The sequence below is a fragment of the Nostoc flagelliforme FACHB-838 genome (assembly GCF_014698065.1).
Lineage (GTDB): Bacteria > Cyanobacteriota > Cyanobacteriia > Cyanobacteriales > Nostocaceae > Nostoc > Nostoc flagelliforme_B.
The window spans coordinates 19,055-32,312 of sequence record NZ_JACJSI010000008.1 but is presented as its reverse complement, the minus strand read 5'-3'; the positions used below and the strand labels follow the sequence as shown (position 1 = coordinate 32,312).

13 protein-coding genes and 1 pseudogene are annotated in these 13,258 nt (G+C 40.5%); 8 read left to right on the top strand and 6 right to left on the bottom strand.

The features are described 5' to 3' along the window. Positions 1-70: 70 nt before the first annotated feature. The 3 genes from H6G97_RS06315 (at position 71) to H6G97_RS52240 (ending at position 1,940) form a co-directional block, all read left to right on the top strand. Positions 71-1,198 carry a succinylglutamate desuccinylase/aspartoacylase family protein gene (locus H6G97_RS06315; protein WP_190939831.1) on the top strand — a complete coding sequence of 376 codons (1,128 nt, stop codon included), beginning with the start codon at positions 71-73 and terminating at the stop codon, positions 1,196-1,198. A 112-nt stretch (positions 1,199-1,310) separates the two neighbouring features. Beyond that, complete coding sequence (locus tag H6G97_RS06310) at positions 1,311-1,529, top strand: hypothetical protein (protein WP_242054821.1); 219 nt, start codon at positions 1,311-1,313, stop codon at positions 1,527-1,529. A 153-nt stretch (positions 1,530-1,682) separates the two neighbouring features. Further along, a complete protein-coding gene (locus tag H6G97_RS52240) occupies positions 1,683-1,940 on the top strand; it encodes a PIN domain-containing protein (protein WP_338421594.1) in 258 nt (85 codons plus the stop codon). A gap of 98 nt (positions 1,941-2,038) precedes the next feature. Here H6G97_RS52240 and H6G97_RS06300 read toward each other — a convergent pair whose 3' ends face one another. Continuing rightward, positions 2,039-3,121, bottom strand: a complete 1,083-nt coding sequence (locus tag H6G97_RS06300; RefSeq protein ID WP_190939830.1) for an ATP-dependent 6-phosphofructokinase — start codon at positions 3,119-3,121, stop codon at positions 2,039-2,041. 281 nt (positions 3,122-3,402) lie between these two features. Here H6G97_RS06300 and era point away from each other — a divergent pair, with 281 nt between their 5' ends. The 3 genes from era to H6G97_RS06285 all read left to right on the top strand — a co-directional run bounded on the left by era (position 3,403) and on the right by H6G97_RS06285 (position 6,226). Next, entirely contained in the window at positions 3,403-4,377 is a 975-nt protein-coding gene (gene era, locus H6G97_RS06295; RefSeq protein WP_190939829.1) for a GTPase Era, read from the top strand. A 93-nt stretch (positions 4,378-4,470) separates the two neighbouring features. Continuing rightward, entirely contained in the window at positions 4,471-5,148 is a 678-nt protein-coding gene (locus tag H6G97_RS06290; protein ID WP_190939828.1) for a response regulator, read from the top strand. 439 nt (positions 5,149-5,587) lie between these two features. Continuing rightward, positions 5,588-6,226, top strand: a complete 639-nt coding sequence (locus H6G97_RS06285; RefSeq protein WP_190939827.1) for a YdeI/OmpD-associated family protein — start codon at positions 5,588-5,590, stop codon at positions 6,224-6,226. A gap of 232 nt (positions 6,227-6,458) precedes the next feature. Here the strand turns inward: H6G97_RS06285 and H6G97_RS06280 are convergent, their stop codons facing one another. After that, positions 6,459-7,910 carry a DUF1802 family protein gene (locus H6G97_RS06280; RefSeq protein WP_190939826.1) on the bottom strand — a complete coding sequence of 484 codons (1,452 nt, stop codon included), beginning with the start codon at positions 7,908-7,910 and terminating at the stop codon, positions 6,459-6,461. A 1,040-nt stretch (positions 7,911-8,950) separates the two neighbouring features. After that, a pseudogene (locus H6G97_RS06275) lies at positions 8,951-9,310 on the bottom strand (hypothetical protein); the annotation flags it as partial. A gap of 340 nt (positions 9,311-9,650) precedes the next feature. Between H6G97_RS06275 and H6G97_RS06270 the strand changes: the two are divergent. Then, a complete protein-coding gene (locus H6G97_RS06270) occupies positions 9,651-10,145 on the top strand; it encodes a hypothetical protein (protein ID WP_190939825.1) in 495 nt (164 codons plus the stop codon). A 94-nt stretch (positions 10,146-10,239) separates the two neighbouring features. Then, complete coding sequence (locus H6G97_RS06265; RefSeq protein ID WP_190939824.1) at positions 10,240-10,572, top strand: translation initiation factor; 333 nt, start codon at positions 10,240-10,242, stop codon at positions 10,570-10,572. Between the two features lie 203 nt (positions 10,573-10,775). Here H6G97_RS06265 and mdh read toward each other — a convergent pair whose 3' ends face one another. The 3 genes from mdh to H6G97_RS06250 form a co-directional block, all read right to left on the bottom strand. After that, the gene (gene mdh, locus H6G97_RS06260; protein ID WP_190939823.1) at positions 10,776-11,753 is read right to left on the bottom strand and encodes a malate dehydrogenase; all 978 of its coding nucleotides are present in this window, start codon (positions 11,751-11,753) and stop codon (positions 10,776-10,778) included. Between the two features lie 115 nt (positions 11,754-11,868). Continuing rightward, the gene (gene ndhO / locus H6G97_RS06255; RefSeq protein ID WP_190939822.1) at positions 11,869-12,084 is read right to left on the bottom strand and encodes an NAD(P)H-quinone oxidoreductase subunit O; all 216 of its coding nucleotides are present in this window, start codon (positions 12,082-12,084) and stop codon (positions 11,869-11,871) included. A gap of 87 nt (positions 12,085-12,171) precedes the next feature. Then, a complete protein-coding gene (locus H6G97_RS06250; protein ID WP_190939821.1) occupies positions 12,172-13,038 on the bottom strand; it encodes a DNA-formamidopyrimidine glycosylase in 867 nt (288 codons plus the stop codon). Positions 13,039-13,258: the final 220 nt, after the last annotated feature.

The following is a 13,258-nucleotide window of genomic DNA, read 5'->3' as shown; positions in this document are numbered from 1 at the left end:
CTATTGGACTAGGCTTTTAATTCAGTACAAATACAGCGATAATTTACTCAAATCATCACCGAGTTGTTTCATGCTGCCAGTTATTGAAAGCATTGTATTACGTCAAATGGCTTCGGGCGATCGCCTCTACTTACAAGTATACAAATTCATCGGCGCTCAACCTGGTAAAAAGGTTTACATTCAATCTAATCTGCACGGTGCAGAAATTGCTGGGAATGCCGTTATTCACCAGCTAATTGAGTTTTTATTAACGATAAATGATACAGATTTAACTGGAGAAATTTGGCTAGTTCCCGTTTGTAATCCAATGGGGACAAATGAACGCGCTCATCATTTCTCCCCTGGACGATATTGCATTTACGAAGCCAAGGACTGGAATCGCATCTTTTGGGACTATGAGAAAGAAGCTGATGATTTAGTAGCTTTTACTAAATCTCAACTTCATAATGATCTAAAGGTCATTCAACAAAATTATCTAACTATAATTAAGCAACAATTCACAAAAACTTTAGAAAAACTTAATTCTTCTAGTGGTGTACCCTACACTGAGCTTTTTGCCTACAAGCTCCAAAATCTGAGTTTAGATGCAGACTACTTAATTGATTTACATAGTTCTACCAATCGAGCTTTAGACTACGTTTATTACTTCCAAAATCGAGAAGACAGTACAAAACACTTCCTACTTGATTTCGGAATCTTACTTGATAAATATGATGGTGATGCTTTTGATGAAGCTTTTATTAAACCTTGGTTAGCACTGGAAGCTTGTTTTAAAGAGTTGGGTAGAGAAATCAAGTTTGATGTGGAAGCTTGGACATTAGAATTAGGAGCAGGAATGCAAATGAACCCTGATTCAGTAGCTAAAGGTGTACGGGGTGTGAAAAACTATTTAGTGCAAAAAAGGGTACTGCAAATTCCTGGTTTATCGGATGACACAAAAACCCATGAAATGACTTTTGCATCTAGCAGCAACAGGAAAAAATATTACGCGATCGCAGGTGGTATAGTTCAATCGAGAATCGAATTAGGTACTCAAGTAAAAGCTGGAGACAAGCTCTATCAAATTCTCACTTTTAATAAAGAAGGTAAGCTACCTAGTGTAATTGATGTCTGCGCTCAACATGATGGATTAGTTTATGATGTCGCAACCAATCAAGCTGTGAATGAAGGCGAGTTTGTTTTGGGAATTGTTAGTTAGGAGCTTGTTTACATACAAGGGTCTCTTCTCCCAAAGAGAGAAACAACTGGCGTGTAAATTTTATGAGAGTAATAGGGCTAAAATTGAGTGTATCGGTATAAAGAAGAGAAGAATGATGCTAAATGCAGTAGAGTTTCAAGCAAAAATCCAAAATGGTTTAATTCAAATTCTCGATGAGTACAAACAAGAACTCGGTGAAAAGGATGATATTAAAGTAATTGTTTTGTTAAATAAAAAATCAACTCAACAAAAAGACATAATAGATGAATTGACTGAAAATCCAATTCAAGTGAATGGTATACTCAGCCGTGAAGAAATTTACAATCGCTAGCTATGAGCAAGGATGCATTTTTTATTGATACAAATGTTTGGCTATATCGTTTATTTGACGATAAAAAAATAGAAGTCGAAGAAAGAGTAAAGAAAGCGCAATATTGCTATTTCAATTACGTCAAATCAAGGAATAATTATCAGTACGCAAGTTGTGAATGAGGTTTCTGCTAATTTACTGAAAAAAGCAGCCTTTAACGAAGAACAAATTAAAGTTGTGATTCAGTCGCTTTATCGTCGCTGCACTGTGGTAGATTTCAACCTGAGTATTTTGGAATCTGCATCGGATATCCGCAGTCGGTATAATTTTTCTTTTTGGGATGGTTTAATTGTTGCTTGTGCGCTGTCCGCAGAAGCAACAATTCTCTATTCTGAAGATATGCAGGATGGGTTAGTATTACTACCTGGTTAATTAGAGATTTTGAATCCGTTTAAATGAAAGCGGAGAATTAGGTTTACATTTATTTTCATGGGATTTGCCAGGGCTAAACTCCGCATTCAGCACTAAATTTAGTCTCCCAAATAAATACCCATACCATGAGCGGTTTTAACTAAAGTACCATTGGGATCGACAACGCTATATTGAGCGATCGCTTCTGTAATTGGTACACTTAATACTTGGCGATTTTGCCAAGTCACCATGCGATCATATTTATCCTCTGCAATCAGATTAACTGCCGCAACACCAAAAGCAGTTGCAACTAATCTATCTAATGGTGAAGCAGTTCCACCCCGTTGAATGTGTCCTAAAACAGTGACTCGCGTTTCTACACCAATGTGTTCAATAATTTTATCTGCTAAATATTCACCAATCCCACCATATCGAGATTGACCTAAGCGATTTGTAATTGTCACATTTTCCCCATCGTGGGTACGAACTGCTTCGGAAACAATTATCAAACAATAGTTTTTGCCTTTCTCCTGGCGTTCTTTAATTTTGTGGCAAATATGCTCAACTGTGTAAGGGATTTCGGGAATTAAAATTACATTTGCTCCTCCGGCGATTCCCGCAGCTATTGCTATGTCTCCAGCATCACGCCCCATTACTTCCAAAATCATGACTCGGCTATGACTTGCAGCAGTAAAATGCAACCTATCTAGTGCTTCTGTGGCAATATTGACTGCTGTATCAAAACCGATGGCGTGTTCAGTAACGCCAATATCGTTATCAATGGTTTTAGGAATGCCTACTAGATTAATGCCACCTTGTTGGGCAAGACGGCGGAGAATTGCCAAACTACCATCACCGCCAATACCAATCAAAGCGTCTAAACCTAGCTCATGATAACCTGCAATGATTTCTTCGGAGCGATCGCATAAACTCCCATCCGCCATTGGAAAAGCAAAAGGGTCGCCTTTATTGGTTGTCCCCAACATTGTGCCACCCGCAGTTAACAGCGAGTCAACTTGATCAACTTCCAGCTTGGTGAATTGGGGAGGACGCGCCATTAATCCGAGAGTCGCTTGACGAATTCCCAAAACCTCCCAGCCGTAAGTATCCACAGCACAATTTACTACAGCCCTAATCACAGCATTTAAGCCAGAACAATCACCTCCACTGGTAAGAATTCCAATGCGTTTGGGTTCTCCCATCTCTTTTATTGACATTTTGATCCAAATATATTTAATAGTTGATGAAACTTAAGACATTCGTAGCAGATTAAACCGAAAGCAAAAGTCCTTTTTGTAAATGCCAAAGTAATTTTATGTTTGTTTTGTATCTAAAAACTAAACTAAGTTATCTCAGCTGTAAAATATTAAGTGTAGAGCCAGTAATAGATTAAACCTAAGCAAAAGCAATCCCCGAAAATGCTAGGGTGTTTTTATGCTTGTTTTGTGTCTCAGAAGAAACCAAGTTATCCCAGCTGTAAAATATGAGGGTGGAGCCAAAGGTGACTAGTATTGATAATTACAACTTCTCTTTTTCAGGAGAAGTAACAATCCCACAGGCTCCTCCTGAATTTAAATCAGGTTTTATCGGCATTGTTGGTCGTCCTAATGTCGGTAAATCTACTTTAATGAATCAATTAGTAGGACAAAAAATAGCCATTACATCACCAATAGCGCAAACTACACGTAACCGTTTGCGGGGCATTTTAACTACACCAGAGGCGCAGTTAATTTTTGTAGATACGCCAGGAATTCATAAGCCCCATCATCAATTGGGGGAAGTGTTGGTGCAAAATGCAAAAATTGCGATTGAATCGGTAGATGTAGTGCTATTTGTGGTAGATGGAGCAGTAGCTTGTGGATCAGGCGATCGCTATATTGCCGAGTTGCTCAGTCGCACCAAAACACCAGTGATTTTGGGCGTGAACAAAATCGACCAACAACCTTCCGATTCTCAGTTTATAGATGAGAGTTACGCTCAGATGGCCCAGTCCCATAAATGGGAAATTGTGAAATTTTCTGCTAAGACGAGTGCAGGATTACCGCAACTTCAAGAATTATTAATTGAACATTTAGAAATTGGGCCGTTATATTACCCGCCAGATTTGGTAACAGACCAGCCAGAACGGTTTATTATGGGTGAATTAATCCGAGAACAAATTTTATTGTTGACTCGTGAAGAAGTACCCCATTCAGTAGCGATCGCTATTGATCTAGTAGAAGAAACTCCCAGCATTACCCGTATACTTGCTACTATCAACGTAGAGCGCGATTCCCAAAAAGGCATACTAATTGGCAAAGGTGGGGCGATGCTCAAAGCAATTGGTAGTGAAGCCCGCGAACAAATCCAAAAATTAATCGCTGGTAAAGTTTACCTAGAATTGTTTGTCAAAGTCCAACCAAAATGGCGACAGTCGCGGATAAGTTTAGCGGAGTTAGGCTATCGCGTGGAAGAATAAATTAGTCATTAGTCATTAGTCATTGGTCAAAAAGGCAAAGGACAAATGACTAATGACAAAGGACAAATGACTAATGCCTCTTAAATAATAAAAATGTCTTTAGATGTTCGCTATCCCTTAAATTTACCAGCCAATGCTCCGCCATTGCGCGTATTAATTGTTGAAGATGATCCAATGATGCAACTGGGATTAGAGCAATCGTTAATGGCTCATCCCCAATTGGAGATTGTTGGACAAGCAGAAGATGGTTATTTGGGAGTTCAAGCCGCACTGCAACTGAAGCCTGATTTGGTGGTTATGGATATTGGCTTGCCACGATTGGATGGCATTGCAGCGACACAGCAAATTAAGGCGGCATTGCCAGCAACTCATGTGGTGATGCTGACATCTCATCAAACGGAGACAGAAATTATTGCAGCACTATCTAGCGGTGCAGATGCGTATTGTATTAAAGGTGCAAGTGTGGAACGATTGTTAAGTGCGATCGCAGCCGCAGTTGATGGTGCAGCATATCTAGATCCCCAAATTGCGCGACGAGTAATTGATAATCTTAAACCACCCTCACCCACCACCAACAACGCCAACTTATCTGGGCGCGAGTTAGAAGTGTTGAAACTTATGGTAGACGGGTTGAGTAACCCGGAGATTGCCGAAAAACTCTATCTCAGTCCCAACACCATCAAAACTCATGTCCGAGGGATTATGAATAAATTAGCAGTAGATGATCGCGTGCAAGCAGCAGTTGTGGCACTGCGTTCTGGGTTGGTTTGATATCAGAAGAAATTATGGATCAGTGTGCGTAGCCTCCCTACTTTGTTTGCAACTTTCAAAATACTAAATGCTAACCTTCGGATGTATTTATAACTATAAAAATAGTTGTCAAAGTTTTAAAGTTAGCTAACTTTTTGTTCTATGCGCTCATTACTATTTCAAAACTTGAAGCTGACTATTCCTACAGCTCTAGGATTTACGATTCTTGGCTATATTCTAAGTATACCTCTGAGTCTTCTTGGCCATTCAGAAGCAGCAAGATGGGAATTCCGTCTGCAACCTAGAGTAAGTATTGAAAACCGAAAGCTTGATGAACTTGGGAATTTTCAAGCGCGGGTAGCACTTGGAGGTACAGCGCTCGGAATCTTAGTAGCTCAAACAACTTTTATTGTGTATAGATTTGGACTTAGCAATCGTAGCATTAAGCAATAATCGACCGATGCAGCAAAATACAGAAATAAACCTTGGCCTTAGCAAAGGTAAGAATACTAGCGTATCCAAACTTAACAATGAATTCCCCACTTTCTGCCCCACCACCCGCGAAGAATGGCGAAAATGGTTAGAAGAAAACCATCGCACCTCTTTTGGTATATGGCTTATCTACTACAAAGTAAAAAGTGGTAAACCAAGTGTTCGATATAGCGAAGCGGTAAAAGAAGCCTTATGTTTTGGTTGGATTGACAGCAAAGTCAAATCCTTAGATGAAGAAAGCTATATGCAAATATTTACACCTCGAAAACCGAAAAGTGTGTGGTCAAAATTAAATAAACAATATATTGAAGAACTTATAGAACAAGGTTTAATAACTACAGCTGGTCTGGAAAAAATTGAAACCGCAAAACAAAATGGTTCATGGAATTCCTTAGATGCAATTGAAGCATTAATTATTCCCTTAGATTTAAAGCAGGCGTTAGAAGCCAACACAACTGCTAAAGAGCATTTTGAAGCATTTAATAACTCATCCAAAAAGAATATCCTTTTTTGGATTGATAGTGCAAAACGTCCAGAGACAAGGTTGAAAAGAATTAAACAAACCGTCAACTCAGCAGTGGTGAACAAAAATCCATTAGTAAAATAACAAAGCCAACTTGATTCTTTGACAAAGTATTTTTTGACGCGATCGCTACGCACAAGCCAATCTTTACAGCTTATACCAATTCTGTATGAAGATGCGCTAAACCATTTTATCGCTATTCAATTCAAACGATGCCTACGGGTGGCTACGCTTACTTAACTTTATTTATTTTGAAACGAACCGCAAAGGGCACAACAGAACGCGAAGGTAAGAAAATAAATATATTGTATTATTTTTAGTTAATAGATAAATCGCGGAGAAAGTAAAAGCGATCGCTATTCCAATCACTGCCTTTTATTCGCCCTAAATAACCTGTTAAAGGTGAAGAAAGTTCAATTAAAATTTCGTGCATTTCTGCTGTTCTTATTGGCTGTGGCGGATGTGAGCCGAAATACGCACCATGTAAAGCTTCAACACCAGCAGATTTTATGCCTGAGTTTTCTAAATAGTTTTTGACAAGCTGGATAATATGCGATCGCAATTTAATCTCTCTCTCAGCTTTATCAATATATTCATCAATTCTATAGTCAATTTGCCCAGGTTCTAGATATTGTTTTAATTCTACTAAGTTAATAGCACCTGGATATTTTGCTTTTAATTCAACAAGTTTTTGTAGAGTCATTACATTTATAATACTGATTTTCGATATTTCAGCAGATTCTTTCAAATTTTTAGTCGGTTTACCTGGGCCAATAATTAACCTTACAGCTTGAAGATAATTTTCTTTTAAATGCCTTCTACCAATCCTATCTAATTCTTCTACTGCACGATCAGGAATGCTTTTACCTGCTTTACATTCGCAAACAAGAGGATAAGGTTGTGAGCAAAATAAGTCTAAGCCACCTGCACCGCCTTTATAGTTTTCCTCAACTTTGAATCCTAAAAAATCAAGGCTACGGCGTGCGATAATTTCAAAATCTGTACCAGCTTCATGGTTAGTTTTTTTATCCTCTAGCTCAATGCTGCGATCACCCAATTTTGCAATATCATTTATCCAAGCTAAATTTGGATCGGGTTGCTTAATTAGCTTGTCACTACTCCAACCCAAAAATACTTTGATATCGTCGTCTAATGGTTTCGCTGCTGGTTGACTAATGGTTAGGGATGCAATCGCACTCTGCAATTCTTCCAATTCAGCATGCAGTGAGGGTTCTAGCTTTTCTAACTGGTGTTTGCGTCGGGCGAAGGTGCGATCGTTTATTACTGGGTTGGCTTCAGAAACGATCAGCGAAGAGTTTAAAGGCCGAAACTGAGGATTTTGGGATTGCAAAAGAATCTCAAACGATTGAGGTAGGAGATAAACACGTAGGTAAGCCAGAACAAGATGAGGTCGTTGCCCAAGAGTTTGCTGTAATGCTTCTTTTGTCCAGACTGTTAATAGTGACAAACGATCCAAGAATTCAGGAGGGTGCAAAATGCACCCTTCGCACCTAGCCCAAGCTTTAACCACAATCTTTTCACAACCTTGTTGAGCTAAAGCTGTTTGAGCAATAGATAAAAAACTTGGCTGATAGTATTGCTCATAGGATTGTAAGTTAATTGATATATCGGTTGGATAAAGGGCAAATTGCCGCCCCGGATTGATGAATGTTCGAGGCATTGTGGCAATCATTCGCCCTTGTATTAACGCTTCAACCTCTGAAGCTGGTAAACATAAGGCTGTGTCAAGGACAACTGATTCGCTCATGTTTAATTTAACAACTCACTCAGATCCTCTGAGTCGTCTGTATCCTCCATAATGGATGGGTTAAGGAAGTCATTTAATAATTCTTCTCCCTCAATAGTCTCGTCATCGATATAACCAGAAGGATCACTCAAAATTTCTAGAAGCAAAGGATTTTGACGAGTAAACATCCGGGAAAATTCCATAACTTGTTCTTCGGTTAGCTTATAGCTTTCACGTTTCTGATAAACAGCATTAAAGTAAATTAGTTCTTGGACTTCCTCAGCTTTTAGATCCACATGTTCTCCACCAAGTTCTTCTACAAGCTTTTTTAGATAACTATAAGAATCCCAATTTTTTTGAATCTTATTTGCTTTAGAGCGAACTAAACAACCTCGTGTTATATCGAATGTTTGATATTCAATTAAACGCCACATTCCAGCTCCTACTGCTCTTCCATGTAAGTATTGGAGAACAGCAACACCAATTTTGAAACTTTTGTCTTTCTCTTTGCCAATTATTTTAAAGCTTATCCAACCCTGATTTATTGACTTTGGCTCAACGTCAGTAATATCTTCGATTGTTAATTTCTCTAATTTTTCCCCTGTAGAAGTTTCACATTCTAATGTCTGACCTTTTAAACTCTGAAAGCCAAAACGTAAAGCATCGATAACTAGGGAGTTATTTTTTTCATCTAGATAATCACCATTATCTACCTTACTTTCTCTTTCTAAAGCCAAATAAAATCTTTGCAATGGATCTTGTGGTAATATTTCTTCCTCAACCTTAAAGTTTTCAGCACACCAATTCAAAGCTTCTCTTACAGTTAGTCCGTTCTTCCCATATTTCCTTAGTTCACTCTCTTCAAATGGATAAAGCGGATGATGAGGTTTTAAGTTATTTACTTCATAAAACTCTTTTAACCAAAGTGTGACTAAATCAACCATAGAATCACTACCAAGAGTTTTTAAATCTATTGGCTTTCGTTGCGTGTATTTTGAAACTCGATCAGGTGTACCGCCAGGCATCAGATCCACCTTATTTGTCCACGTATCAGCACCCTTCCCATTTACTGGTACATCTGCATCAGTTACCGCAACATCAATCTGACTAATCCACTTCACTAACGCATTCGCCGCCCAAGTTCCAACAATCGTCCCTTCAAACTTAAAATCGCCACTTCTCAAACCCTCACCTAACACCTCTAAACCCTTGGGAGATGTCAGAGAATATTCTTTTTTAGATTTGGAAATTGCGATCGCACCCTGCTTCTGTAATTCCTCGAATATGCCCTGATAATCTGCGACCCTCTGGCTTTTGGGTACAATTCGCTTAGTTAATTGACCCTTCTTAACTTCCTGCTGCGTTCCTCCCAAATCCCATAAAGCCAAAAGAAGACGAGTGCTAGTGTTTTTTGATGTCATATTGAGTGTACTTTTAGACAAAAAGCATCATAGTAACTGTATCTTTCTAAATTATTTACACAGAAAAAATAACCGGGTAATTGCTGAATATTTCAGCGTTTTAGCTAAATATGATTTATAAAAAATCAAAAATATATTTCCTTAGGATGAATGCAGTTTCTCTCAAAGGCGGGATGGAATATTTGGGAAAATCGCTCATGATAACAATGAAACGCTTTAGCTAGTGCAGTTGTAAATTGAGTGGTATATGTTTTTTCAATTCCCAGCGAAATAACAGGAATTCCAACTCTGTTTTTGCAACAGCAAGGCTTTTAGCAAATACAGGTGATGATGAAATCCAATGAACACAATATTTAAAGAACGTAAAATAGTTTCGCGTCTATTTGCAGTGCTGCTTTCGGCATTGCTAATGGTGCCCTTGCTGAGTAGCTGCGGAGGCGGTTCCCAAAAGGCTAATGTGCCACCACCTGTTGATGACACCATTGGTAGAACAGTGAGCGATCGCAAGACTGCAAGCCAAACTGAAGTTAAGAAAGGATTGGGTACAGGGCAAAAAGTGGCACTTTTGGCAGGAGCCGCGGCACTGTACTATATGTACAACCAACATAAGAATGCTCCACAAGAAGGAGAGCAAGGTAAGTACTATCTTTCCAAGAACGGGCGTGTATACTACCGCGATGCTGAACATCGCGCTCACTGGGTAACGCCACCATCAGAAGGAATTCGAGTACCGGAATCTGAAGCACAAAAATATCGGGAATTCCAAGGCTATAACCGGAGTGCCACAGGTCGCGATCTCACTGGTCTAACTTCAAGCGCAGCGCCAGCACTCTAGATCAGCGAAGCGTGTGTAAATATAAAGCGGGTTTCCCAGAGGATAACGCCAATCGCGCACGTCGGAAACACGAACTTAAATCAGGAGACAGATTATGGTAGATGAATTTTTCCGAAAGGCGAAGGAGTTGCTTTTGGGGCCCAACGGCGAGCAAGCTGAAGAAGATGCCAAATTCCGCGATCGCAATGTACGTCCAGCCAGCGAAGATCCTTACGGTGATCCCGCAGACCCAGCATCTTACGGCGACGTTCGCCCAGCTAGTGAAGACCCCTACGGCGATCCCGCAGATATCGCGTCTTACCGCAACGTTCGTCCAGCTAGCGAAGACCCTTACGGCGATCCCGCAGACACAGGAGAGTTTGGTGATGTCCGTCCAGCTAGTGAAGACCCCTACGGCGATCCCGCAGATCAAGATTATCGTCGTTAATGCCAAACCCAGCACCCTCCTTTAGTAGGGAATGGGAACAATTCAAAGCCTATCCTTTCTAGGGAAGACTGTTAGAGAGGTCTTCCCGATAGAAGTCTAGGTTTTATCAGGTGATAAATTTCGGAATAAAAAATAAGGTAGCGGGATTTGAACCTACTGCCTTTTATTTTTGTTGCTATTTCTATAAATTACGAATTATTTACTCATTTGTTGTTAGCCAAAACTTCCTGCGATCGCTCAATATTTCGACGCACAGATTGAGCCGAAGTATGCAAACCTTCTCTTTCTTCATGGGTAAGTGTCAATTCCAAAACACTCTCAATTCCAGCGCATCCCAATCGACAGGGAACACCAATCACAACATCTTCTAAACCGTATTCACCTTGTAAATACGCCGCCACTGGCAACAACCGCGACTGATTTAGCAAAATCGATTCTACCATCACACTAGTAGCCGATGCCGGAGCAAAAAAAGCACCTCCCGTCTGCATCAATTCTACGATTTCTGCGCCACCGTTGCGAGTTCTTTTTACCAAGCGTTCAATTGTGGCTGCATCCAGCAATTCAGTGATGGGAATGCCGTTAACGGTAGCATAACGAGACAAAGGAACCATTAAATCGCCGTGGCTACCCAAAACCATCGCTTTGACATCGGCGGGCAAAACGCCCAATTCTAGGGCAATGAAGGTTTCAAAACGGGCGGAATCTAAGACACCAGCCATACCCATAATGCGATCGCGTGGTAAACCCGTTGCTTGCCAAGCCAAATAAGTCATCACATCCAACGGATTAGTGACGACAATAAAAATGGCATTAGGAGAATGAGCGATCGCACTTTTTGCCGCTTCCACTACAATCTTGGCATTGGTTTTCAGCAAGTCATCCCGACTCATCCCTGGTTTGCGGGGAAGTCCGGCGGTAATCACTACAATTTGCGAACCAGATGTATCAGCATAATTATTTGTGCCGATAATCTGGCGATTATGTATTTCAATTCCCCTAGCTTCCATCAAATCCAGCGCCAAACCTTGAGGCATTCCCGCAATAATATCTAGTAAAACTACATCTGCCAGGTTTTTCTCCGCAATGCGTTGGGCTAAAGTACTACCAACCCTACCCGCACCCACGATGGTGACACGAGGTAAATTACACACAATTGGGGAGTTAGGAGAAGAAGACATAATTATTAAAGTGTGATTTTTATCAACAAGAATTCAGTTAACTGTTGACGGTTGACTGTTAACTGTTAACAGTTAACCCAAAATCCCATCCCTTTTTAGGGGTGGGATGAGTTTATTATTTAAACTCTTCGAGTTGATCCACACGTAACCAAACATTTGGTGTTGGCACTTTCCCAAACTTAATCAGGGCGTAATCACCTTTGATATCTACAATTTCGCCCTTGGTTTCAAACAAATAAGAAGGAAAGCGAGCATCACTGGCTTTAGCCTCCAGACTGTTTTCTAGTTTTTCGCGCACAGCGCGAACCATATCGCCTTTTTTGACTGCCATGAATTCCTCTCTCAAATTTCTAGATTAGACTTATCCGCATTTTAAGAGACTTCCGAGTTAGAAGTAAAAACTCTTGTAAAGACGCGATTAATCGCGTCTCCTAACTCCCCGTAACGTTTGACACTGGGAGCAAAAATGACTAGATCGCCCACCCAACCTAACCCGTTGAATTCCTGTACCACAAACTCGACAGGGTTCTCCAGCGCGGTTATAAACCCAGGCTACACCACCATAATTGCCGTTAGTACCTTTGACATTTAGAAAATTACTAAAAGTCGTACCACCAGCCTCAATGCTCGTTTCTAACACTTGAATTATGGCTGTTCGCAAAAGTTCAATTTGCTTTAGCTGCAAATCTATACACAAGGTTTCAGGTAAAATTCCACTCTTAAATAGGGCTTCATCAGCATAAATGTTACCTAATCCCGCCACCACCGATTGATCCAGTAGCGCAGTTTTAATCGGACGGCGGCGGTTTTGGAGTTTGCTTGCTAGATACTCGACTGTGAATTCGGGTGAAAATGGGTCTACTGCCAGTTTTGCCAAACCAGTCATAATACTTTCTACAGCAACACCAGGCGGAACCCACCATATTTTACCGAAGGTGCGCTGATCCACAAAGCGTAATTCCTGCTGATTCCCAAAGAATAATCTAACCCGTGTGTGCTTATGTAATGGTTCATCTCGATGCAGCCATAGAAGTTGACCGGTCATTCGCAGATGAACTCCTAGCCAACCTGTGGAAGAGGGGGAGGAAAGTTCGGCAAGCAGATATTTACCGCGACGATGCCAAGTAGCGATCGCACTTTTTTTAATTCCATCAATAAACTCACCGACAGAAAACGGGTAGGCGATGGTGCGATCGAGCAACACATCTCCCCCCGTGATTTCTTGGTTAAGGGTCAATTGATTTAGACCCCTTCGGACTGTTTCAACTTCAGGCAGTTCAGGCATTCAAGCTGATTAAGCAGGCAATTTTGATGTATTTGAGATATCAAGCAATAAGAGATGGGGTAGTAACTTACACACCCGTAAGTGGCTCGTAATACTACCCAAAAGAAACCGTAAATACCCGCAGGGCGGCTTCTCGTCGATTAGGGTAGGCTAGGAAAAGGCATGAATGAACTGAAAGTTTTATACTTCAGACTTCATACTTAAGACTTCCCTTCATCAT